This window comes from Shinella sp. GW835-FHT14H05, assembly GCF_058793575.1.
In genome coordinates, this window is sequence record NZ_JBXAFY010000001.1 from 1,448,364 (window position 1) to 1,470,519 (window position 22,156).

Sequence of the window (22,156 nt, forward strand, 5' to 3'; positions counted from 1 at the left end):
TGCGAGAAAACGGACGTTCTGGAGTCATGCCGATGGAGCATAATTGGTTTTTTCCGCCCCATGACGGTATTCGTCTGGGTGATCTTGCGGCGACGCTTGGGGCGGAACTTGCCGATGCTGCGCATGCCGACCGCGTCGTGCGCAGCGTTTCGCCCGTCAACCGGGCGAAAGAGGGCGACCTCTGTTACATCCTCTCCCGTAAATTCCGCGGCGAGCTCGCGACCTGTGCGGCCTCGGCCATTCTCTGCGACAGATCGCTTGCGGCGCTCGTTCCGTCGCATGTCGCCGTCCTGCTTTCCACGCGCCCGCACACTGCTTTCGCGCTCGCCGGCGAGTTGCTGCACGGCTCTGCCATGCGGCCGGAACCGATGACATCCGCGGTGGGCATTGCGCCCGGTGCCTATGTCGATCCTGAAGCGCGCATCGAGCCCGGCGTCTCCATCGAACCGATGGCGGTGATCGGCAAGGGTGCGGAGATCGGCGAGGGCACGCATATCGGCCCCGGCGCGATCATCGGCGTTGGCGTGCGCATCGGGCGCAATTGCTCGATTGCCGCCGGCACCACGGTGCAATGCGCGCTGGTCGGCAACAATGTCATCCTGCATCCCGGCGTGCGCGTCGGCCAGGATGGTTTCGGCTATGCGCCGGGCCTGAAGCCGGGCATGATCAAGATCGTGCAGATCGGCCGCGTCATCATCCAGGACAATGTGGAGATTGGCGCGAACACCACGATCGACCGCGGCACGATGGACGACACGGTGATCGGCGAGGGCACCAAGATCGACAACCAGGTCCAAGTCGGCCACAACGTGCGCATCGGCCGCCATTGCGGCATCGTCAGCGGCGTCGGCATTGCCGGCAGCGCGCGCATCGGCGATGGCGTGATGATCGGGGGGGCGGCCGGCATCAACGGCCACATCACCATCGGCGACGGCGCACAGATCGCCGCGATGAGCGGCGTCGTTGCCGATATCCCGGCAGGCGAGAAATACGGTGGCGTTCCGGCTCGTCCGATGCGCGACTTCCTACGCGACATGGCGGAGATCGCCATGCGTTCCAGCACTCGAGTCCAGAAGAAGGGGGGCAATGATGAGTGAAGAGACCAAGGCAACGCTTGGCGTGGCTGACCTGCGTGAAATCCTGACGCTACTTCCTCACCGCTACCCCTTCCTCCTCGTCGACAAGATCATCGAGATCGACGGCGACGAACGGGCGATCGGCATCAAGAACGTGACGGTGAACGAGCCCCATTTCATGGGCCACTTCCCCGATCATCCGATCATGCCTGGCGTGCTGCTCATCGAAGGCATGGCGCAGACCGCAGGCGCCATCTGCGCGCGCAAATCGCGCTCCGGCTCCAACCTCGTCTACTTCATGACCATCGACAATGCCCGCTTCCGCAAGCCCGTCGTGCCCGGCGACCGCGTCGAGTTCCATGTCGTGAAGCAGAAGCAGCGCGGCAATATCTGGAAGTTTCATTGCGATGCAAAAGTTGATGGGCAACTTGTCGCCGAAGCTGATATCGGCGCGATGATCGTGAAGAAGGAAGACGCCTGAAAATGATTGCCGCCAGCGCGAAGATCCATCCGCTCTCCGTCATCGAGGACGGGGCGGTCGTCGGTGAGAACGTCGTCGTCGGCCCCTTCTGCCATGTCGGGGCCAAGGTCGTTCTCGGCGATGACGTGGAGCTTCTGACGCATGTGGTCGTTACCGGCCGCACGGATATCGGCCGCGGCACCCGCATCTTCGCAAATGCCGTCGTCGGCGGCGATCCGCAGAGCATACACCATGACGGCGCCGAGACGACGCTGACCGTGGGTACGAACTGCGTCATCCGCGAAGGCGTGACGATGAATGCCGGCACCACTGAAGGCGGCGGCAGGACGGTCGTCGGCGACAACAACCTGTTCCTCGCCAATTCGCACGTCGCGCATGATTGCCAGCTCGGCAACCACATCATCCTGTCGAACAATGTCATGCTCGCCGGCCATGTGACGGTCGAGGATCGCGTCATCCTCGGCGGCGGTTCGGCCGTGCACCAGTTCACCCGCATTGGCCGCCAGGCCTTCATCGGCGGCCTTTCGGCGGTCTCCTACGACGTCATTCCCTACGGCATGCTGAACGGCAATCCCGGCGTGCTCGGCGGCCTCAACGTCGTCGGCATGAGCCGCGCCGGCATGGAGAAGGCGACGATCCACCAGGTCCGCCGCGCCTTCAAGCAGATCTTTGACGGCGAGGGTTCCATCCGCGTCAATGCCGCCGCGATCCGCGATGAATATGCCGATTGCGTGCCGGTCATGCACATCCTTGATTTCATCGCTGCCGACAGCGACCGCGCGCTCTCCTCGCCGAACCGCGGCAAGGGCTGAGCGGCATGGCGGACGGCCGGCCCCTCGCGCGCGACCGGCTGGCCATCATCGCCGGCGGCGGCCTGCTGCCGCGCTACGTCGCGGACGCGGCGCGCGCGCGCGGCGAAAACCCCTACATTCTGGCCCTCACCGACGAGTCCATGCAGGACTGGTCCGGCTTCGACCATCAGGTAATCTCGATCGGCAACTATGCTGGCATCGGCGCGGCCTTTCGCGCTGAGGGCATCGGCCGCGCCGTGTTGTCCGGCTCCGTGCGCCGCCGCCCGGAATGGCGCGATATTCGCGCACCGCTGAAGGCGCTGACGGCGCTACCGTCCGTCGTGCGTACGCTGCTGAAGGGCGGCGACGATACCGTGCTGAAGATGGTCATCCGCCTGATCGAGGCCGAGGGCGTGCGTGTCGTCGGCGCGCAGGACATCGTGCCCGACCTTCTCGGCAGCGAAGGCCCGCTCGGCGCCGTCGCGCCGGATGAGGCCGCCAGAGCCGACATTGCCGCCGCCGCTGCCGCGGCGCTTGCGCTCGGCCGGCTTGACGTGGGGCAGGGCGCCGTCGCGCTTGGCGGCCGTGTCGTGGCGCTGGAGGGTGCGGAGGGCACGGATGCGATGCTGGAGCGCGTGGCGGGCCTGCGCGCCGCCGGCCGCATCTCCGTCCGCCGCAAGGGCGTGCTGGTAAAGCTCTGCAAGCCGGAACAGGACCTGCGCGCCGACCTGCCGTCCATTGGCGTCGAAACCCTGCGCCGCGCCCATGCCGCCGGGCTTGCCGGCATTGCGGTGGAGGCCGGGCGCTCGCTGGTGCTGGAGCGTGCGGCGCTGGTGGCCGAGGCGGATGCGCACGGCCTCTTCGTCATAGGCATCGTGCCGGAACGGACGGAGGTGCGGCGATGACGGAAAGACCCTTGAAAATCGGCATCATCGCCGGCGAAGTGTCCGGCGATCTCCTCGGCGGCGACCTGATCGCGGCCCTGCGCAAGGCCCATGCCGGCGAAATCGACCTTATCGGCGTCGGCGGCGAGGCGCTGCAGGCGCAGGGGCTTCAATCGCTGTTCGACTTCTCTGAACTCTCCATCATGGGCATTTCGCAAGTGTTGAAGCGCCTGCCGTCGCTGCTGCGCCGCATCCGCCAGACAGCGGAAGCCATCATCGCCGCGCGCCCGGACATGCTCGTCATCATCGATAGCCCGGATTTCACCCACCGCGTCGCGCGCCGCGTGAGCAAGGCGCTGCCGGACCTGCCGGTCGTCAACTATGTCTGCCCGAGTGTGTGGGCCTGGAAGGAAGAGCGTGCGCCGCGCATGCGCGCCTATGTCGACCATGTGCTCGCGTTGCTGCCCTTCGAGCCCGCCGTGATGGCGCGCCTCGGCGGCCCCGCGACCACCTATGTCGGCCATCGGCTGATCGGCGATCCCGATATCCAGCGCGTGCGCGCCGCAAGGCTCGCCCAGCCGGCGCGCAGCGAACTCGTCTGCCTGCTGCTTCCCGGCTCACGCAGCACTGAAATCAGCCGCCTGCTGCCGGCCTTCGGCGAGGCCGCCCGGGAGTTGACCGCCCGCACGCCCGGCACGCGTTTCCTGCTGCCGACCCTGCCGCGGCAGGAGGCGCTTGTGCGCAAGCTGACGGCCGACTGGCCGGTGAAGCCGCAAATCACCCTCTCCACCGCTGAAAAATGGCAGGCCTTTGCCGAGGCCGATGCCGCGATCGCGGCATCCGGCACGGTCATCCTGGAGCTTGCGCTCGCCCGCGTCCCGGTCATCTCCACCTACCGGCTCGACTGGCTGGCGAACCTCTATCTCGGGCGGATTCGGGTCTGGACCGCGGCGATCCCGAACATCATCGCCGACTATGCCGTCGTGCCGGAATACCTGAACGACATGGTGCGTCCCGGTGCGCTCACGCGCTGGTTCGAGCGGCTTTCCGCCGACACGATCGAGCGCCGCGCCATGCTGGAGGGATATGACCTCGTCTACGAGCGCATGCAGACCGAGCGCCCGCCCGGCGAGACCGGCGCGGCCGTCATCCTCGATCTCCTCGCAACAAAAAAGCCCGGTCGAAACTGACCGGGCTTTTTCATGTGGTTCTGCCGAAAAATCAGCGCTTGGAAACCGGCAGGTAATCGCGCTTCGGTTCGCCGATATAGAGCTGGCGCGGGCGGCCGATGCGCTGTTCCGGGTCTTCGATCATCTCGTTCCACTGGGCGATCCAGCCGACCGTGCGGGCGAGCGCGAAGAGCACGGTGAACATGGTGGTGGGGAAGCCCAGCGCCTTCAGCGTGATGCCGGAGTAGAAGTCGATGTTCGGATAGAGCTTCTTCTCGATGAAATACTCGTCCGTCAGCGCGATGCGCTCGAGTTCCATCGCGACTTCCAGCATCGGATCGTCCTTGATGCCGAGCTCGCCGAGAACCTCGTGCGTCGTCTTCTGCATGATGCGTGCGCGCGGGTCGTAGTTCTTGTAGACGCGGTGGCCGAAGCCCATCAGGCGGAACGGGTCGTTCTTGTCCTTGGCCTTGGCGACATATTCCGGAATGCGCTCGACCGAGCCGATTTCGGCCAGCATGTTCAGCGCCGCTTCGTTGGCGCCGCCATGCGCCGGGCCCCAGAGGCAGGCGATGCCGGCCGCGATGCAGGCGAACGGGTTGGCGCCCGAAGAGCCGGCGAGGCGAACAGTCGACGTCGAGGCATTCTGCTCATGGTCGGCATGCAGGATGAAGATGCGGTCCATGGCGCGGGCCAGAACCGGGTTCACCACATAGTCCTCGCAGGGTACGGCAAAACACATGCGCAGGAAGTTCGAGGCGTAGTCGAGGTCGTTCTTCGGGTAAACGAAGGGCTGGCCGATATGGTACTTGTAGGCCATGGCGGCGATCGTCGGCATCTTGGCGATCATGCGCAGCGAGGCGACCATGCGCTGGTGCGGATCGGTGATGTCGGTCGAGTCGTGGTAGAAGGCCGACAGCGCGCCGACACAGCCGCACATGACGGCCATCGGATGCGCATCGCGGCGGAAGCCGGTGAAGAAGCGGCTCATCTGCTCGTGCACCATGGTGTGGTGCGTGACGCGGTAGTCGAAGTCGTCCTTCTGGGTCTTGGTCGGCAGTTCGCCGTACAACAGAAGGTAGCAGACTTCGAGGAAGTCGCCGTGTTCGGCAAGCTGCTCGATCGGGTAGCCGCGGTGCAGAAGCACGCCTTCGTCGCCGTCGATATAGGTGATCTTCGATTCGCACGAGGCGGTGGAGGTGAAGCCGGGATCGTAGGTGAAGGCGCCGGTATTCTTGTACAGCGTGCCGATGTCGATCACATCGGGACCGATCGTGCCGGATCGCGTCGGCAGCTCGACCGACTTGCCACCGAACGATACATCCGCGATTGTTCCTGTCATAACGATCCTCCGTTGTTTCAAATGGTGGCACAGTTTCGTGCCGCAACCATGAACATGCTCGTTTTGCTAGCCCATTTACGATGCGCTGCCAAGCGATACCAAAGGCAAATTGTGCATTGCGATAACGGGCTTTCCGGCAACGCAATATCTACCCTTTCCGGCAAGTTGCAAGCAACTTCTGAGGGTGGTTTTCGTGTTGCGGAGGGCGCATGCTTTCTGTTTGGCTTATTATTAATTCACCCTACTTTTGATTGAATATTCTTGCGGCGGGTTGCATAATCGCCTGGGGAACCGGCGGGGCCGAGTGCATGGCCAGGATCGACATCGCGGAGAAGCAGGCGGCGCGCGAGGCAGAGGCCTGGGGCGTCGCGCCGGCTGGCGATTCGCTGCCGATACCGGCTCTGCCAGTGCCTCGTCGCAAGGCCGCACTTGTCGCCTATGCGCGCTACGCCGGTCGGGTTCGGGAAAGCCTTGCCGGCCAGAGAATCGATGCCGCCTTTGCCGAGGAGCGGGCGCACGGCCACTTCTTCCTGTTCGTGCCGGTCTTTCTCGGCATCGGAGCCGCCCTGTGGTTTGCCGCCGCCACCGATCCGCCAATTTATGCCCTGCTGCTTCTTGCCAGCGTTACGTTCTGGCCTGCCTGGCAGCTGCGGTATCGGGAGGACTGGGTGGCGCTCGCCGCGGGTGCCGCTTTTCTCGTTCCCGTGGGCATGCTGCTTGCGGCCGTGGAAAGCAGCCGGCTTGACACCGTCATCCTCGATACGCCGGTCACCACGCAGATCAGCGGCCGGGTGCTGTCCCGCGAAAGCGACGAGCGCGGGGCGATCCGCTACCGTATCGCGCTTGAGGCGACGCGCGATCCGGTGCTGAAGCGGCCACCCGGCGTCGTCACGCTGCTTGCCCGCAGTCGTCATGAACCGATCGCGATCGGCGCAGGCATAACGGGGCGTGCGCGCCTCGGGCCCCCGTCCGGCCCGGCCTTGGCCGGCCTCAACGATTTCGCCTTCGATGCCTATTTCGCTGGCACCGGCGCCGTCGGCTATTTTTACAGTGCGCCCAAAGGTGTTGCGACCGGTGAGGCGGGGCTGGAAGGCCGGGTCCGGCAGGAGATCGCGCGCTGGCGCAACAACCTGACCGAGCATATTCGGGGCCGCATCGGCGGCGATGCCGGGGCGATCGCCGCGGCACTGGTGACGGCGGAACAGCGGGCGATCGGCGCGGACACGGTCGAAGCGCTGCGGCAGGCGGGGCTTGCCCATGTATTGGCCATTTCAGGGCTCAACATGGTGCTCGCCGCCGGCACCTTCCTCGTCGGCGCGCGCATGCTGATGGCGCTGATCCCGGGGTTTTCCGAGCGATATCCGGCCAAGAAGATCGCCGCGGCCGGCGCGCTCATCATGGTGACGCTCTATATCCTCGTCTCGGGCGGCGCGCTGTCGGCCGTGCGATCGTGGATCATGATCTGCGTCATGCTTGTCGCCGTGCTCTTCGGGCGATCGGCCATCAGCCTGCGCAATGTCGCGCTTTCGGCGATCCTCATCCTGCTGGTGACGCCATCTGCCGTCACCAATCCAGGTTTCCAGATGTCCTATGCGGCGACGCTCGGGCTTGTCGCGGGCTACGCGGCCTGGCGCGAGCGGCCGATGCGGCGGGAAAGCCGGGGAGGGCCGTTGCAACTGTTCGGCGGCTCGCTCGGCCGTTTCTTCGGCGGGCTCATGCTCTCCTCGTTGATCGGCGGTTTTTCCACGCTGATCTATTCCATCGGCCATTTTCACCGCATCCCCGCCTATGGCCTCGCCGGCAATCTTCTGGCGATGCCGGTGATCAGCACGATCGTCATGCCCTTTGGCCTCATCGCAGTGCTGCTGATGCCGTTCGGCCTCGATGCCATCCCCTTCGCGATCATGGGCAAGGGCATCGAATGGATGATCGCGCTTTCGATGTGGGTCGCAAGCTGGAAAGGCGAAATCGTCACCGGTCAAATTCCGCAGTCCGCTTTCCTGCTAATCGGCCTCGGCGGCGGCCTGGCCTGCATCCTGCGCACCCGGCTGCGCCATGCCGGCACGCTGCTCGTCATGCTCGGGATCGTCATCGCCTGCTGGCCGGACGAACGCCGCGCGCCGGAAGTGCTGGTCTCGGAAGACGGCCGTCTCGTGGCGATCCGGCGCGGCGACACCGTTGCAACGAACCGCGCAAGGCCGCCGGATTTCATCTATGCGCAATGGCGCCGCGCGCTGCGGCTCGGCGATCTCATCAAGCCGGAGATGCGCAAGAGCGAAGGGCTGACGGTAGAGGAGGTCGGTGAAACCGCTGAAGGGACTGAAAAGCAGAGGAAGCCGCGCCACAAGGCGGATCGGCAGAGGGCGAAGGCCGCCATGGCATCCGCCCTGGAGGCCGCAGGAAAGGGCAGGGGCTTCATCTGCGAAACAAAGGCATTCTGCGCCGCTGTTTCGCCGAGCGGTTGGCGGATCGTCACGCTGGAAGACCTCGCCTTCCTCGGAACCGCCTGCGATGCTGCCGACCTCGTCGTCGTGTCCCAAGCCCTGCGGCTGGAGGAATGCCGCTCCGGAGCCCGGCTGATGACGGCCCGCCATTTGCGGCGCACGGGCGCACTGGAAATCCAGCCCGACGCCGAAAAGGCCGCTTCAACACTTTCCGACGCCGAGATCACCCCCGCCATCGAAACCCTCGACCGGCCCTGGTCTCGCCACCGCACCTATGATTGGCGTAGCGGCACCTTCGAGGCCGAGACGGCGCTCAATGATAGCGGCGAATGAGGCCGACGAGCTTGCCCTGGATCTTGACGCGGTCCGGCCCGAAAATGCGGGTCTCGTAGGCCGGGTTTGCGGCTTCGAGCGCAATGGAGGCGCCCTTGCGGCGGAAACGCTTAAGCGTCGCTTCCTCGTCGTCGACGAGCGCCACGATGATCTCGCCCGGATTGGCGGTGGTGGCGTTGCGGATGATCACGGTGTCGCCGTCGAGGATGCCGGCCTCGATCATCGAGTCGCCCTTGACCTCCAGCGCATAATGATCGCCGTTGCCGACCATCTCGGCCGGCACCATGATCTCGTGGGTGTTGTTCTGGATGGCGGAGATCGGAACACCGGCGGCGATGCGTCCCATGACCGGCACGGAGACCGACAACGACATGTCCGCTTGCGGCGTGCGCTGTACGGGGGCGGCCGGCACGGGCTGCTTGCCGCGGCTGCCTTCGATGACGGCCGGCGAAAAGCCGCGGCGCGGCTGGAGGCTTGGCGAATAGGCTTCGGGAAGCTTGATCACTTCCAGTGCCCGCGCCCGGTTGGGCAGGCGGCGGATGAAGCCGCGCTCCTCCAGTGCCGTGATGAGGCGATGGATGCCGGACTTGGATGCGAGATCGAGCGCATCCTTCATCTCGTCAAACGAGGGAGGAATACCGGACTCCTTCATCCGTTCATGAATGAACAGGAGAAGTTCCTGTTGTTTCCGCGTGAGCATGGCCCCTCCACCGAGAATCTTGAAACAATCCAGAATCGTGAAACAAATCCAGAACAGACACTATCTGTTCCATATGTGTTCCGCAAGGCCTTGGAAATAATAATATTGTTCAGACGGAGGGTTCGCGCAGGAGAAGTACTTCGCAGAGATCGCCTTGGGGAACGGCCGGGGCGTTTGGCGGTCGGATCAGCAAGCCTTCCGATTCGGCGAAGACCTTCATCATCGAGGAATCCTGCTTGCCGAAGGGGGTGACGCGCAGGTCGCCGGCCGGTCCCCGGACGATGCGGGCGCGGACATAATCCTGCCGCTGGTCGTTTTCCTTGAGCGGCACGGCGGCGATGGCCGGGTGCCGGCGGTTTTTTGCGGGCAGGCGGGCGAGGCGGCGCACCAGCGGCTCCAGGAAGAGCAGCGAGCAGACGAGGCTTGAGACCGGGTTGCCGGGCAGGCCCAGCACCTGGATATCCCCCAGCCGGCCGACCATCAGCGGCTTTCCCGGCCGCATGGCGATTCGCCAGAAATCGAGCTCCATGCCGGCCTCGCCGAGCACCGGCTGCACGAGGTCGAAATCGCCGACGGAGGCGCCGCCGAGCGTCACGAGCACGTCGATATCGAGCGCCAGGGCGTTTCGCACGGCTTCCAGAATCGCCTGCTTGTCGTCGCCGACGATCCCGAGGTCGATCACCTCCGCGCCGGCCGCCCGCGCGAGCGCCGAAACGCCATAGGTGTTGGACGCGATGATCTGGCTGGCGCCGGGCGGCGTTCCGGGCGGGACGAGCTCGTCGCCTGTCGCAAGCACCGCGACGCGGGGGCGGGCGTAGACTGTTAGCGCCGGATGGTTCATCGCAGCGGCGACGGTCAGGCGGCCGGCATCGAGCACGGCGCCGGCCTTCAGCACGGTCTCGCCTTCGGAAAAATCCTGTCCGCGTGGGCGCACATGGCGGCCTTTTGGAGTGAGGAAGGTCGTGCGGATGCGGCCGTCTTCCAGCTTTTCCGCGTCTTCCTGCAAAAGCACGGTATCGGCGAAGGAGGGCAAGGGCGCGCCGGTGAAAATGCGCACGGCCTCGCCCGGGCCGGCAGAGCCTTCGAAGGCGTGACCGGCGGAGGAGAGGCCGACGACCTTGAGGATGGCGCCGAGTGTAGCGATATCCGCGTGGCGGACGGCGTAGCCGTCCATGGCGGAATTGTCGAAAGGCGGCTGGGTCAGGCGCGCGGCGATGTCTTCGGCGAGGACGCGGCCTTGCGCGTCATGCAGCGAAACCGTCTCTGTCCGCTGTGTCGGCTTGGGCCGGGAAAGCAGGCGGTCGAGGGCGTCGGCGACGGGGAGGAGCGACATCAGGCGTTTGCCCGCTTGTAGTCGCCGGAGCGGCCGCCGGATTTTTCGACGAGCCGGATGCCGCCGATCTCCATCTCGCGGTCGGCGGCTTTCGCCATGTCGTAGATGGTGAGGCAGGCGACGCTGACGGCGGTGAGCGCCTCCATTTCGACGCCGGTGCGGCCGGTGAGCTTCGCCATGGCCTCGACGCGCAGGCCGGGCAGGGTACGGTCCTCGCGGATTTCGACGGCGACCTTGGTGAGCATCAGCGGGTGGCAGAGCGGGATAAGGCTCGACGTCTGCTTGGCGGCCATGATGCCGGCAAGGCGGGCCGTGCCGATCACGTCGCCCTTCTTGGCATCGCCCTTGAGGATGAGATCGAGGGTCGCGGGCGCCATCCGGATGAAGCCTTCGGCAACCGCGATGCGCACCGTTTCGGCCTTGTCGCCGACATCCACCATGTTGGCTTCACCGGAGGCATCGATATGGGTCAGCGTGGCGGCCTTTTCGGCCATCATTCGGCCGCCAGCATGCCGGCGGAGCCGGTCAGCAGTTCGCGGGTCGCGGCGGCCACGTCCTCCTTGCGCATCAGGCTTTCGCCGACGAGGAAGGTGGAGATGCCGACCTTGCCGAGGCGTTCACAATCCGCATGGGTGAAGATGCCGCTTTCGCCGACGAGCAGGCGGTCGTCGGGCACCATGCCGGCGAGCTTTTCCGACACCGCGAGATCGACCTCGAAGGTCCGCAGGTTGCGGTTGTTGATGCCGACGAGCTTGGATTTCAGCCTGAGCGCCCGTTCCATCTCCGGTTCGTCGTGCACTTCGATCAGCACGTCCATACCGAGCGAAAAGGCGGCGTCCTCCAGCATCTTCGCATCGTCGTCGCTGAGGGACGCCATGATGATGAGGATGCAGTCGGCGCCCCAGGCGCGGGCTTCCAGCACCTGGTAGCTGTCGAACATGAAGTCTTTGCGCAGCGCCGGCAGCGCGCAGGCCTGGCGGGCGGCGGTGAGGAATTCGGGCGCGCCCTGGAAGCTCGGCGTGTCCGTCAGCACCGAGAGGCAAGCGGCGCCGCCGGCCTCATAGGCCTTGGCGAGCGCCGGCGGATCGAAATCCGGGCGGATGAGGCCCTTGGAGGGGCTGGCCTTCTTGATTTCGGCGATCAGGCCGAAACTGCCGGCGGCTTTTCTGGCCTTGAGGCTCGCGAAGAAGCCGCGCGGCGGCTCCTGGTCGCGGATCTGGGCGCGAAGCTCGGCGGGGGCCACGCGCGCCTTGGCGGCGGCGATTTCTTGCAGTTTGTAGGCTTCGATCGTTTTCAGGATATCGGTCATGGCCAATCCTACTCCGCATGGCCTTCGTTGGAAACCGAAACGAGGCGTTCGAGCACCGTGCGGGCGCGACCGCTTTCCAGGGCTTCGGTTGCCTTCGCCATGCCGTCCTTCAGCGTTTCCGCCTTGCCGGCAATGAGAAGGGCGGCCGCGGCATTGGCGAGCGACACGTCGCGATAGGGCATGTGCGCGCCGCCGAGCACCGAAAGGAGGGCGGCGGCGTTGTGTGCGCCGTCACCGCCGCGGATGTCGTCGAGCGTAACCTGGGGCAGGTCGAAATCGGCGGGCGTCAGCTCGAAGGTGCGGATCTTGCCGTCTTCGAGGGCTGCGACCTGTGTGGTGCCCGTCGTGGTGATTTCATCGAGGCCGGAACCGTGCACGACCCAGATGCTCTCGGAGCCGAGATCGCGCAGCACTTCGGCGAGCGGCACCAGCCATTGCGGCGCGAAGACGCCGAGGAGCTGGCGCTTGACGCCGCCGGGGTTGGAAAGCGGCCCGAGCAGGTTGAAGATCGTGCGCGTGCCGAGTTCGACGCGCGACGGGCCGACATGTTTCATCGCCGGATGGTGCAGCTGCGCGAACATGAAGCCGAGGCCGGCATCGTGCACACAGCGGGCGATTTCGGCGGGGCCGATGTCGAGCTTCACGCCGAGGCAAGACAGCGCATCCGCCGTGCCCGCCTTGGAGCTCAGCGCCCGGTTGCCGTGTTTTGCGACGGGCACGCCGGCGCCGGCGGTGATGATCGCGGCGAGCGTCGAGATATTGTAGGTGCCCGTGCCGTCGCCGCCCGTGCCGACGATGTCGATGGCATCCGCCGGCACCGTGACCGGCAGCATGCGGGCGCGCATCGAACCGACGGCGCCGTAGATCTCGTCGACGGTTTCGCCGCGCACGCGCAGCGCCATCAGGAAGCCGCCGATCTGCGAGGGCGTGGCGGCGCCCGACATGATGATCTCGAAGGCGCCGCGGGCGTCCTCGCGGTCGAGCGCGTTTCCGGCGGCGACCTTGGCGATATAGGATTTCAGGTCGGACATGCGGTTCCCGTCTTCCTCTATCGAGCGATGCTCTGTTCGGCGAGCGTGCGGTTGATCGAGACGCCATAGGCGGTCTGCAGCGAGCTCACCATCTGGTCGAGGATGTCGTCGCCGCTGGCGCGCGCGACGGCAGCGATCTGCTGGTCCTCGTTGGAGAGCGCGTCGGTCGCCGAATCGGTGGCGACATCAGCCACCTTCAGGAGGATCTGGCCCTCGCCATCCACACCCGGCGTGTTAGCGACATGGCCGACCGGGCCGGCGAAGGCGGCGGCAACGGCGGCCGGGCTCAGCACCGGGTCCTGCGCGCTGCGGTGCAGGCCCGCCTTGTTTTCGACCGCCATGCCGAGTTCGCCGGCAATCGCGCCGAGGTCGCCGCCCTTGCGCACGCGCTCGGCCAGCTCTTCCGCCTTCTTGGCGAGCGTCTGGCGCTGCTGCTCGGCCGTCCAGTCGGCCACCACGCGGTCACGCACCTCGTCGAGCGTGCGGTCGCGATCCGGGATCACGTCGAGCACTTCGAACCAGGCATAGCCTTCGCGGCCGACATTGATCGGCTGGGTTTCCGTGCCGACATCCGTCTTGAAGATTTCGCCGATAAGGGCGGCCTTCTCCGGCAGGCCGTTGACCTCTTCGCCCTTCTGGTCGTTGCCCTGGGCATCGATGCCGTCGATCGTCACGGCCTTCAGGTTGTTCTTGGCGGCCGCTTCCGCAAGGCCAAGGCCCTCGGCGCGGCTGTCCTCCATGCGGTCATGCACCGCGAGAATGCCGTCGGCAGCTTCGCTCAGCGCCAGTTCGCTGCGCAGCTCTTCCTTCACCTCGTCGAAGGTCTTGAGGTTTTCCGGGCGGATGTTGGTCACGCGCAAGATGATCGGGCCGAAGGTGCCGTCGATGACCGGCGTCGTGCCGCCGTCCGTGGCAACGGCGAAGGCGGGTTCGGCGAACTTCTGGTCCGGCACGTTCGCCTGCGTGAAGTCGCCCAGCAGCACGTCGGTCGCCGTCTTGCTCTGTTCGGCGACCAGCGCGTCGAAGGTCGTGCCGGAGGCGAGCTTGGCGGCGGCGGCGTCGGCCGCGGCGCGATCGGGGAAGGTCAGCTGCTCGATCGTGCGCGTTGCCGGCGTGCGGTACTTTTCCTTGGTCTTCTCATAGTCGGCCTGGAGCGCTTCGTCGGTGATCGCGGCCGCGTCCATGATGTCCTTCGGCTCCAGCGCGACATAGACGACCTTGCGGTATTCCGGCGCGCGGTATCTCGCCTTGTTCTGTTCGAACCAGGGGGCGAGCACGTCGTCGCCCGGCGCCTTGACCGGGTCGATATTGGCGTTGCTGAGGATGAGGTAATCGATGGTGCGCGCTTCGTTGCGGTACTGGCGCAGCGCCTCCGTCAGCACGTCCGGCGCCTTGTAGCCGTCCGAAACGGCCTCGACGACCTGGGTGCGGATCGCCACCTGGCTGCGGTTGTTGATATAGTCGTTCTCGCGCAGGCCCGCATTGCGCAGCACCGAGGAGAAGGCGAGGCGATCGAACTGGCCGTTGACGCCGCGGAAGGCCGGATCGTCGGCGATCAACTGGGCGAGGCGGCCTTCCGACAAGCCGAGGTTCATGTCGCGCGAAAGTTGGTCTAGGGCGGCACCGGCGACGAGTTCGGCGAAGACCTGGTTCTCGATGCCGAAGGCGCGCGCCTGCTCGGCGTTCAGCCGCATGCCGAAGCGCTGCGACATGGTGGCGACCTGACGCTCATAGGCGAGGCGGAAATCCGTCGGCGAAACGCTGACGTCGCCAACGGTCACGACGGAATTCGCCGTGCCGGTGACGAGAGAGCTCGAAACGCCCCAGACAGCGAAGGAGCCGACCAGCAGGATCAGCAGGGCTTTTGCCACCCAGGTCTGGGAGGAGCGTCTCAGGGCTTCGAGCATCGTCTAAATTTCCTCAATATCGGCGGCCATGCGGCCGGAAACCGTCTCTTATCGGAAAGTTCGCGGGAATTGAAGTATGCTGGCGCTTCGCAATGCATGGGAAAACGGCCTCTGACGCAAATGTGTCAGCGGCTGCCGATTTCCTTTGCCGGCAAACGAAAGTTTTCTGAAATTATTGGCGGAATTTCGCTGTTTTGCCCTATCACGATGCGAGACTTCGTGATCGGATGCGGGATTAAGCCGGTGAGTCCGGTGTTTTACCGGTATTATGGAGGTGCACCGACGTGGAATCCACTGTAGTCATGATCAACCTTTTCGGCGCTGTCGCGCTGCTCCTGTTCGGTCTCGCACAGGTGAAGGACGGCATGACGCGGGCTTTTGGCGTGCGGTTGCGCTCCGGGCTGGCGCTCGGCACGCGCGGGCCGTTCCGCTCCTTCTTCGCCGGTTTCGTCGCGACGATCGCCCTCCAGAGTTCCACAGCGACGGCGCTGATGACTGCCTCCTTCGTCGAGCGCAAGCTCGTGCAGGCCCGCATGGCGCAGATCGTGCTGCTCGGTGCCAATGTCGGCACGGCCGTCACCGCCTGGCTGGTGGCGACGGGTATCGAATCGGTCTCGCCGCTGGTCATCCTCGTCGGCGTCGTGCTCTACAAGTCGAGCGGCTCGACGGCGCGCCAGGGCCTCGGCTCCGCGCTGGTCGGCATCGGGCTGATGCTGCTGTCGCTGCACCTGCTGAGCCTTGCGACCGAGCCGATGCGCCAGTCGCCGGCACTCGCCGCCTTCCTGACGCTGCTCGACGGTGCCTGGCCGGTCGCGCTCGCCTTCTCGACCGTGCTGGCCATCATCGCTTCGTCGAGCCTTGCGGTGGTCGTGCTCATCCTGTCGCTGACGGCGATGGGCATCCTGTCGCCGGCGCTGACGGTCATCCTCGTGCTCGGCGCCAATCTCGGCGGCGCCGTGCCGCCGGTCATCGCGACGCTGAAGGCGGCGGCCTCCGCCCGGCGCGTGACGCTCGGCAATCTGCTCGTTCGGGGCGTTGGATGCCTCGCCGTGCTGCCCTTCGCGGGGCAGGTCGCCGATCTGCTCGCGCTGCTGCCCATCCCGGCCTCCAAACTGCCGGTGGACGTGCATCTCGCCTTCAACCTGGTGGTGGCGCTCGTGCTCTGGCCGCTGTCCGGGCTGGTGTCGCGGCTGATGGAAAGGCTCGTTCCGGAGGAAAAGCAGCCGGAGACGGGACCGAAATATCTCGACGATTCGGCGCTTTCGACCCCGCTCATCGCGCTGTCCGGCGCGACGCGCGAGGTGCTACGCGTCGGCGATCTCATCGAATCCATGCTGATCCGCTCGATGCGCGCCTTTAACGACAACAATCTCGCGCCGCTCGGCGAGATCGTCGAACTGGAGCGGCAGGTCGATGCCTTGCAGCAGGAGGTGAAAATCTACCTCTCCCGGCTCGGCCGGCAGGGCATCACCGGCGAAAGTGCCGCGCGCTCGATCGTTATCATCGACTATGCGATCAACCTCGAACATGTCGGCGACATCATCGAGAAGGGCTTGCAGGAGCAGGTGCGCAAGAAGATCGTCAACGGGCTGAAATTCTCCGACGACGGCTACAAGGAGCTCTCCAACCTGTTCAACCTGACGATCGAGAACCTGCGCATCGCCCAGACGATCTTCGTCACGCGGGACGAGGGGCTGGCGCGCCAGCTCGTCGAGGTGAAGGTCGACGTGCGGCGCATGGAGAAACAGTCCTCCGAGCGGCACCTGGAGCGGCTGCGCGACGGACGACTCGACAGCCTTCAGACCAGCTCGCTGCATCTCGACATGCTGCGCGACCTGAAGCGTGTCAACGCGCATCTCGTCTCCGTCGCCTATCCGATCCTCGACGAAAGCGGGCTGCTGACGGAAAGCCGCCTGCGCAGCGCCAATTGAGAGACCCCTTCACCCGCGATGTCATCCTCGGCCTTGAGCCGAGGATCCACCGGCTTGCACGGAGCGTGGATGGTCGGGTCAGGCCCGACCATGACGAAGGAGGGGTTTGAGAAATCCCTTTGTCTGCCCCCAAGGCTTTTTGCTAAGGATCGGCGACGATTTGGCGTGAACGAGGGATTCCCATGACTGCAGACCGGACGAAGCGCAACTGCCTGGCCGTGATCCTGGCCGCCGGGGAAAGCACGCGGATGAAGTCCTCGCGGTCGAAGGTGCTGCACCCCGTCGCCGGCCGGCCGATGATCGCCCATGTGGTGGATGCGCTGGCGAAGGCCGGCATTTCCGATATCGCGCTGGTGCTCGGCCGGGATGCCGACAAGGTCGAGGCGGCGGCGAAGAACGCCGCCGTGAAGAACTCCGTGCACATCCAGACCGAACGTCTCGGCACCGCCCATGCCGTGCTCGCGGCCCGCGATGCGATCGCGAAAGGGTACGACGACGTGCTCGTCGTCTTCGGCGATACGCCGCTCATCACCGAGACGCCGCTGAAGGCCGCGCGCGACGGCCTTGCCAAGGGCATCGACGTCGTCGTCGTCGGTTTCGAAACGGCCGATCCCACGGGTTACGGACGCCTGATCGTGGAAGACGGCGAGCTGGTCGCGATCCGCGAGCAGAAGGACGCGAGCGAGGCCGAACGCGCGATCACCTATTGCAACGGCGGCCTGATGGCGATCGACGGTCGCAAGGCGCTCGACCTCATCGACCGCATCGGCAACGACAATGCCAAGGGCGAATATTATCTCACCGACATCGTCGAGGTGGTGCGCGCCTCCGGCGGCCATGCCATTGCCGTCGAGGCGCCCGAGGAGGAGCTGACCGGATGCAACACCCGCGCCGAGCTCGCCGTCATCGAGCGCCTCTGGCAGCAGCGCCGCCGGCTGGAGATGATGCTGGACGGCGTGTCGATGATCGCGCCAGAGACCGTCTTCCTCGCCTATGACACGAAGATCGAGCGCGACGTGACGATCGAGCCGAACGTCTTCTTCGGTCCGGGCGTGACGATCGAAAGCGGCGCGCTCATCCATTCCTTCTCGCATATCGAGGGCGCGCATATCGCGGCGGATGCCGAAGTCGGCCCCTATGCGCGGCTGCGTCCGGGCGCCAATCTCGGCGAAGGCTCGAAGGTCGGCAATTTCTGCGAGGTGAAGAAGGCGGAGATCGGCCGGGGCGCCAAGGTTAACCACCTTACCTATATCGGTGATGCCATCATCGGCGAAAAGACGAATATCGGCGCCGGCACCATCACGTGTAACTATGACGGGATCAACAAGCACCTGACGCAGATCGGCGCCCATGCGTTCATCGGCTCCAACTCGTCGCTCGTTGCCCCGGTTTCGATCGGCAACGGTGCCTATATCGCGTCCGGCAGCGTCATCACCATGGACGTGCCGGACGACGCCGTCGCCTTCGCCCGTGCCCGACAGGAGAACAAGGAGGGCCGGGCGGTCCTCATCCGCGAGCGCAACCAGGCGATCAAGGATGCCAAGAAGAAGGCCGCGGAATAGGCCCAGCCAGCATTAACGCTTGCAATCGAAAGTGAGTGCCGGCGAGTTGCGCCGCAGCAAAAAACCACTACGAAAAGAACGCAGTAGAAACTTTTCGAAAGCGCGGAGCGGGCCATGTGCGGAATTGTCGGTATCGTCGGAAACCAGCCTGTCGCCGGCCGGCTTGTCGATGCGCTGAAGCGCCTTGAATACCGCGGCTACGATTCCGCCGGCGTCGCCACCATCGTCAATGGCAAGCTTGAGCGTCGCCGCGCCGAAGGCAAACTCTTCAACCTGGAAAAGCGCCTTTCCGAGGAGCCGCTTGCCGGCACGCTCGGCATCGCCCACACGCGCTGGGCGACGCACGGTGCGCCGACGGAAGCCAATGCCCACCCGCATTTCGTCGATGGCGTCGCCGTCGTGCACAACGGCATCATCGAGAACTTTTCCGAGCTGAAGGACGAGCTGATCGCCGAGGGCGCCACCTTCGCCACGCAGACCGATACCGAGGTCGTCGCCCAGCTCGTGGCGAAATACCGCCGCGATGGTCTCGGTCGCCGAGAGGCGATGCATGCCATGCTGCGCCGCGTCACCGGCGCCTATGCGCTCGCCGTGATCTTCGAGGACGACCCGTCGACCATCATGGCCGCCCGCAGCGGCCCGCCGCTCGCCATCGGCTATGGCCGGGGCGAAATGTTCCTCGGCTCCGACGCGATCGCGCTTGCGCCCTTCACCAACGAAATCACCTATCTCGTCGATGGCGACTGGGCGGTGATCGGCCGCGACGGCGCGCACATCTTCGGCCTCGACGGCAACCGCGTCGAGCGTCCGCGACAGGTTTCCTCCGCTGCCGCCTATCTCATCGACAAGGGCAACCACCGGCACTTCATGGAAAAGGAAATCCATGAACAGCCGGAGGCGATTTCGCACGCGCTCAGCCATTATGTCGATTTCCTCGCGCATACGGTGCGCCCCATCGCCTCGGCGATCGATTTCGCCAAGGTGCCGAGCCTTGCCATTTCCGCCTGCGGCACCGCCTATCTCGCCGGCCTGGTCGGCAAATACTGGTTCGAGCGCTATGCCCGCCTGCCGGTCGAGATCGACGTAGCGTCCGAATTCCGCTACCGCGAGATCCCGCTGAACCCGGCCTCGGCCGCGCTCTTCATCTCGCAGTCCGGCGAAACCGCCGATACGTTGGCGTCGCTGCGCTACTGCAAGGAAAACGGCCTGAAGATCGGCGCCGTGGTCAATACGCGCGAATCGTCGATCGCCCGCGAATCGGACGCCGTCTTCCCCATCCTCGCGGGTCCGGAAATCGGCGTCGCCTCCACCAAGGCATTCACCTGCCAGCTCGCCGTGCTTGCAGCCCTCGCCGTCGGGGCGGGCCGGGCACGCGGCACGATCAGCGAGGCCGAGGAGAAGGCGCTGGTGCGCAACCTCGCCGAAATGCCGCGCATCATGGCGGGCGTGCTCAACACCATCCAGCCGTCGATCGAGCAGCTTTCGCGTGAACTCTCGAAGTGCAAGGACGTGCTCTATCTCGGCCGCGGCACGAGCTATCCGCTGGCGATGGAAGGCGCGCTGAAGCTCAAGGAAATCTCCTATATCCACGCGGAAGGTTATGCCGCCGGTGAGCTGAAGCACGGGCCAATCGCGCTGATCGACGAGAACATGCCGGTCATCGTGATTGCGCCGCACGACCGCTTTTTCGACAAGACCGTCTCGAACATGCAAGAAGTGGCGGCGCGCGGCGGCCGGATCATCTTCATCACCGACGAGAAGGGTGCTTCCGCCTCGAAGCTCGAAACCATGGCGACGATCGTGCTGCCGAATGTCGACGAGATCATCACGCCGATGATCTACTCGCTGCCGATCCAGCTTCTCGCCTACCACACCGCGGTCTTCATGGGCACGGACGTCGACCAGCCGCGCAACCTCGCAAAATCCGTGACGGTGGAATGATCATCCGGCCGGAACAGGCACACGATATCGATGCGATTCGCACGCTGACGGAGACCGCGTTCAAGACGCCGCCGCACGCCGACGGCACGGAGCACATCATCATCGACCGCCTGCGCGCTGCTGGCGCCTTGACGCTTTCGCTCGTCGCGGGGGCGGATGGCGTGGTCGTCGGCCATGTCGCCTTCTCGCCGGTCACGGTCTCCGATGGCAGCACGGACTGGTACGGCCTCGGCCCGATTTCCGTCGATCCCACCCGCCAGGGCGAGGGCATCGGCAGCAAGCTGGTGCGCGAAGGGCTCGCGCAATTGCAGGCGCTCGGGGCGAGCGGCTGCGTGCTTTTGGGCAATCCCGCCTATTACGGCCGTTTCGGCTTTGCGCCGGATCCCAAACTGACGCTGGACGGGGTGCCCCCGGAGTATTTCATGCGTGTGGCGTTTTCACCGGTTTACGGCGGCGGAACCGTTTCCTATCATCCGGGTTTCTACGGCTGAGCGCCCTCCCACGCTTGCCAGACCCTGGATACCAGATGACCGAACTCGTCCCGAGACAGTCGCTTGCCACGCGGCTGCGCAACAATTTCCTGACCGGCCTCGTGATCTGCGCGCCGATCGCCATCACCATATGGCTGACCTGGACCTTCATCCGCTGGGCGGACAGCTGGGTGAAACCCTATATTCCGGCGCAGTACAATCCGGAAAACTACCTCCAGTTCGCCATTCCCGGCTTCGGTCTCCTGACCGCGCTGATCCTGATCACGCTGGTCGGCTTCCTCGGCAAGAACCTCATCGGCCGCACGATCGTCGAGTTCGGCGATTCCCTGTTCAACCGCACGCCGCTGGTGCGCACGGTGCACAAGAGCCTGAAGCAGATCTTCGAGACGGTGCTGAAGGACAAGGGCACGTCGTTCAACAAGGCGGCGATGATCGAATATCCCAGCCCCGGCCTCTGGGCGATCGTCTTCGTGGCGACGGATGCGCGCGGCGAGATCGCCGCGAAATTCAAGTCGATGGGCAAGGACATGGTCGCCTGCTTCCTGCCGCCGACGCCGTTCCCGACGGCCGGTTTCCTCGTCTATGTGCCGCGCGAAAAGCTGGTGCCGCTCGACATGAGTGCCGAGGACGCCGCCAAGCTCATCATCTCCGTCGGTCTCGTCACGCCACCGGAAAAGACGCTGCAACTCATCGAGAGCGAGGAGCAGCGCAAGGCCAAGGCGAAGAGCAAGAAGAAGAGCTGAGAAAGCCCGGCTTCAACCCGCGAAAAGGGTCCGGCCGATAGTGCGCATCGTATCGAGGTGGGCTTCGTGGGACCTCTCATCCGGCACCAGCAGTTCCGACCTCGCGACCGGTGCGCCGCAATAGTCGAAGATGCCATGATCGATCTGCGTCTTCATCGCGCCGAAGTAACCATGCCGCGCATAGGTCCGCATGTTGGCCCCGGCGACCGCGATCAGATGGACCGGAAGCCGGCCGAGTTTTCGCACGATCTTGCCATCCGGTTCTTCCACATAGGCCCAGCCGTTCGTGAAAACCCGGTCGATCCAGCCCTTGAGCAATCCGGGAAAGGACCACCAATAGACCGGATAGACCAGCACCAGCGCGTCGCTCCGGTCAAGCCGCGCCTGTTCGGCTGCTACGTCGGCAGGCAGCTTGCCTTCACCGACAAAAAAGGCGTGATCCTGCGCGGAGAAACGGGGATCAAATCCCTCCATGGCAAGGTCCGCGATCTCGAAGGAATGGGCGCCGGAGGCGGCAATTCCCTCCGCGACTTGGTTTGCGACGGAATGGGTGAAGGAGCCCGGTTTGGGGTGTGAAACGACGATGAGCGCGTGCATGGAATCCTCTGAATATCGATATCGTCAGCGTTACCGCGGGCAGCAGGTAAAATTGCTCACTATATACCTTTGGTAAGTTACTAAAGGTATA

The 22,156-nt window shown here is 65.1% G+C and carries 19 protein-coding genes; 11 read left to right on the forward strand and 8 right to left on the reverse strand.

What is annotated here, in order from left to right:
- The first annotated feature begins 32 nt into the window (after positions 1–32).
- From lpxD to lpxB, 5 genes are read left to right on the forward strand one after another with little or no spacing between them, the layout of a single operon-like run.
- Entirely contained in the window at positions 33–1,097 is a 1,065-nt protein-coding gene (lpxD, locus tag AC1Q6Z_RS07085; RefSeq protein WP_492647183.1) for a UDP-3-O-(3-hydroxymyristoyl)glucosamine N-acyltransferase, read from the forward strand.
- Positions 1,090–1,557 carry a 3-hydroxyacyl-ACP dehydratase FabZ gene (gene fabZ, locus AC1Q6Z_RS07090; protein ID WP_256115982.1) on the forward strand — a complete coding sequence of 156 codons (468 nt, stop codon included), beginning with the start codon at positions 1,090–1,092 and terminating at the stop codon, positions 1,555–1,557. The genes lpxD and fabZ overlap by 8 nt, the downstream gene beginning before the upstream one ends.
- Positions 1,554–2,369, forward strand: a complete 816-nt coding sequence (gene lpxA, locus AC1Q6Z_RS07095; protein ID WP_492647265.1) for an acyl-ACP--UDP-N-acetylglucosamine O-acyltransferase — start codon at positions 1,554–1,556, stop codon at positions 2,367–2,369. Before fabZ ends, lpxA begins: the two co-directional genes overlap by 4 nt.
- A gap of 5 nt (positions 2,370–2,374) precedes the next feature.
- Positions 2,375–3,253: an LpxI family protein gene (locus tag AC1Q6Z_RS07100; RefSeq protein WP_492647184.1), complete on the forward strand. Its 879-nt coding sequence runs from the start codon at positions 2,375–2,377 to the stop codon at positions 3,251–3,253.
- Entirely contained in the window at positions 3,250–4,422 is a 1,173-nt protein-coding gene (gene lpxB / locus AC1Q6Z_RS07105; protein WP_492647185.1) for a lipid-A-disaccharide synthase, read from the forward strand. Before AC1Q6Z_RS07100 ends, lpxB begins: the two co-directional genes overlap by 4 nt.
- Positions 4,423–4,453: 31 nt before the next feature.
- On the opposite strand, the gene gltA is transcribed toward lpxB, so the two are convergent.
- Positions 4,454–5,743 (reverse strand): citrate synthase, encoded by a 1,290-nt coding sequence (gene gltA, locus AC1Q6Z_RS07110; protein WP_256115978.1) that lies wholly within the window; start codon positions 5,741–5,743, stop codon positions 4,454–4,456.
- 308 nt (positions 5,744–6,051) lie between these two features.
- Between gltA and AC1Q6Z_RS07115 the strand changes: the two genes are divergently transcribed.
- Positions 6,052–8,520 (forward strand): ComEC/Rec2 family competence protein, encoded by a 2,469-nt coding sequence (locus AC1Q6Z_RS07115; protein ID WP_492647186.1) that lies wholly within the window; start codon positions 6,052–6,054, stop codon positions 8,518–8,520.
- On the opposite strand, the gene lexA is transcribed toward AC1Q6Z_RS07115, so the two are convergent.
- The 6 genes from lexA to AC1Q6Z_RS07145 form a co-directional block, all read right to left on the reverse strand.
- Positions 8,501–9,220, reverse strand: coding sequence for a transcriptional repressor LexA (gene lexA, locus AC1Q6Z_RS07120; RefSeq protein ID WP_439616723.1), 720 nt, complete (start codon positions 9,218–9,220; stop codon positions 8,501–8,503). The two genes, AC1Q6Z_RS07115 and lexA, sit on opposite strands and share 20 nt — an antisense overlap.
- A 109-nt stretch (positions 9,221–9,329) precedes the next feature.
- Complete coding sequence (locus tag AC1Q6Z_RS07125) at positions 9,330–10,553, reverse strand: molybdopterin molybdotransferase MoeA (protein ID WP_492647187.1); 1,224 nt, start codon at positions 10,551–10,553, stop codon at positions 9,330–9,332.
- Entirely contained in the window at positions 10,553–11,047 is a 495-nt protein-coding gene (gene moaC / locus AC1Q6Z_RS07130) for a cyclic pyranopterin monophosphate synthase MoaC (RefSeq protein WP_492647266.1), read from the reverse strand. Before moaC ends, AC1Q6Z_RS07125 begins: the two co-directional genes overlap by 1 nt.
- Positions 11,047–11,862 carry an indole-3-glycerol phosphate synthase TrpC gene (gene trpC / locus AC1Q6Z_RS07135; protein WP_492647188.1) on the reverse strand — a complete coding sequence of 272 codons (816 nt, stop codon included), beginning with the start codon at positions 11,860–11,862 and terminating at the stop codon, positions 11,047–11,049. The genes moaC and trpC overlap by 1 nt, the downstream gene beginning before the upstream one ends.
- 8 nt (positions 11,863–11,870) lie before the next feature.
- Positions 11,871–12,893, reverse strand: coding sequence for an anthranilate phosphoribosyltransferase (gene trpD / locus AC1Q6Z_RS07140; protein ID WP_492647189.1), 1,023 nt, complete (start codon positions 12,891–12,893; stop codon positions 11,871–11,873).
- Positions 12,894–12,910: 17 nt separating this feature from the next.
- Positions 12,911–14,800: a peptidylprolyl isomerase gene (locus tag AC1Q6Z_RS07145; RefSeq protein ID WP_492647190.1), complete on the reverse strand. Its 1,890-nt coding sequence runs from the start codon at positions 14,798–14,800 to the stop codon at positions 12,911–12,913.
- 284 nt (positions 14,801–15,084) lie between these two features.
- Between AC1Q6Z_RS07145 and AC1Q6Z_RS07150 the strand changes: the two genes are divergently transcribed.
- The 5 genes from AC1Q6Z_RS07150 to AC1Q6Z_RS07170 all read left to right on the forward strand — a co-directional run bounded on the left by AC1Q6Z_RS07150 (position 15,085) and on the right by AC1Q6Z_RS07170 (position 21,468).
- Positions 15,085–16,731: a Na/Pi cotransporter family protein gene (locus AC1Q6Z_RS07150; RefSeq protein ID WP_439616728.1), complete on the forward strand. Its 1,647-nt coding sequence runs from the start codon at positions 15,085–15,087 to the stop codon at positions 16,729–16,731.
- A 182-nt stretch (positions 16,732–16,913) separates the two neighbouring features.
- Complete coding sequence (gene glmU / locus AC1Q6Z_RS07155) at positions 16,914–18,293, forward strand: bifunctional UDP-N-acetylglucosamine diphosphorylase/glucosamine-1-phosphate N-acetyltransferase GlmU (protein WP_492647191.1); 1,380 nt, start codon at positions 16,914–16,916, stop codon at positions 18,291–18,293.
- A 114-nt stretch (positions 18,294–18,407) separates the two neighbouring features.
- Positions 18,408–20,234 (forward strand): glutamine--fructose-6-phosphate transaminase (isomerizing), encoded by a 1,827-nt coding sequence (gene glmS, locus AC1Q6Z_RS07160; protein ID WP_492647192.1) that lies wholly within the window; start codon positions 18,408–18,410, stop codon positions 20,232–20,234.
- Positions 20,231–20,725 carry a GNAT family N-acetyltransferase gene (locus AC1Q6Z_RS07165; RefSeq protein WP_492647193.1) on the forward strand — a complete coding sequence of 165 codons (495 nt, stop codon included), beginning with the start codon at positions 20,231–20,233 and terminating at the stop codon, positions 20,723–20,725. The genes glmS and AC1Q6Z_RS07165 overlap by 4 nt, the downstream gene beginning before the upstream one ends.
- 35 nt (positions 20,726–20,760) lie before the next feature.
- On the forward strand, positions 20,761–21,468 hold the full coding sequence (locus tag AC1Q6Z_RS07170; protein WP_256115965.1) for a DUF502 domain-containing protein: 708 nt from the start codon (positions 20,761–20,763) through the stop codon (positions 21,466–21,468).
- 12 nt (positions 21,469–21,480) lie between these two features.
- On the opposite strand, the gene AC1Q6Z_RS07175 is transcribed toward AC1Q6Z_RS07170, so the two are convergent.
- On the reverse strand, positions 21,481–22,065 hold the full coding sequence (locus AC1Q6Z_RS07175) for an NAD(P)H-dependent oxidoreductase (RefSeq protein ID WP_492647194.1): 585 nt from the start codon (positions 22,063–22,065) through the stop codon (positions 21,481–21,483).
- Positions 22,066–22,156 lie beyond the last annotated feature (91 nt).

What these genes read in the sequence shown, in the direction of transcription:
- AC1Q6Z_RS07145 (WP_492647190.1), bottom strand. Translation starts at nt 14,800, where the DNA reads ATGCTCGAAGCCCTGAGACGCTCCTCCCAGACCTGGGTGGCAAAAGCC.
- fabZ (WP_256115982.1), top strand. Translation starts at nt 1,090, where the DNA reads ATGAGTGAAGAGACCAAGGCAACGCTTGGCGTGGCTGACCTGCGTGAA.
- trpC (WP_492647188.1), bottom strand. Translation starts at nt 11,862, where the DNA reads ATGACCGATATCCTGAAAACGATCGAAGCCTACAAACTGCAAGAAATC.
- lexA (WP_439616723.1), bottom strand. Translation starts at nt 9,220, where the DNA reads ATGCTCACGCGGAAACAACAGGAACTTCTCCTGTTCATTCATGAACGG.
- AC1Q6Z_RS07175 (WP_492647194.1), bottom strand. Translation starts at nt 22,065, where the DNA reads ATGCACGCGCTCATCGTCGTTTCACACCCCAAACCGGGCTCCTTCACC.
- glmU (WP_492647191.1), top strand. Translation starts at nt 16,914, where the DNA reads ATGACTGCAGACCGGACGAAGCGCAACTGCCTGGCCGTGATCCTGGCC.
- lpxD (WP_492647183.1), top strand. Translation starts at nt 33, where the DNA reads ATGGAGCATAATTGGTTTTTTCCGCCCCATGACGGTATTCGTCTGGGT.
- AC1Q6Z_RS07100 (WP_492647184.1), top strand. Translation starts at nt 2,375, where the DNA reads ATGGCGGACGGCCGGCCCCTCGCGCGCGACCGGCTGGCCATCATCGCC.
- moaC (WP_492647266.1), bottom strand. Translation starts at nt 11,047, where the DNA reads ATGGCCGAAAAGGCCGCCACGCTGACCCATATCGATGCCTCCGGTGAA.
- trpD (WP_492647189.1), bottom strand. Translation starts at nt 12,893, where the DNA reads ATGTCCGACCTGAAATCCTATATCGCCAAGGTCGCCGCCGGAAACGCG.
- lpxB (WP_492647185.1), top strand. Translation starts at nt 3,250, where the DNA reads ATGACGGAAAGACCCTTGAAAATCGGCATCATCGCCGGCGAAGTGTCC.
- glmS (WP_492647192.1), top strand. Translation starts at nt 18,408, where the DNA reads ATGTGCGGAATTGTCGGTATCGTCGGAAACCAGCCTGTCGCCGGCCGG.
- AC1Q6Z_RS07165 (WP_492647193.1), top strand. Translation starts at nt 20,231, where the DNA reads ATGATCATCCGGCCGGAACAGGCACACGATATCGATGCGATTCGCACG.
- gltA (WP_256115978.1), bottom strand. Translation starts at nt 5,743, where the DNA reads ATGACAGGAACAATCGCGGATGTATCGTTCGGTGGCAAGTCGGTCGAG.
- AC1Q6Z_RS07115 (WP_492647186.1), top strand. Translation starts at nt 6,052, where the DNA reads ATGGCCAGGATCGACATCGCGGAGAAGCAGGCGGCGCGCGAGGCAGAG.
- AC1Q6Z_RS07170 (WP_256115965.1), top strand. Translation starts at nt 20,761, where the DNA reads ATGACCGAACTCGTCCCGAGACAGTCGCTTGCCACGCGGCTGCGCAAC.
- AC1Q6Z_RS07125 (WP_492647187.1), bottom strand. Translation starts at nt 10,553, where the DNA reads ATGTCGCTCCTCCCCGTCGCCGACGCCCTCGACCGCCTGCTTTCCCGG.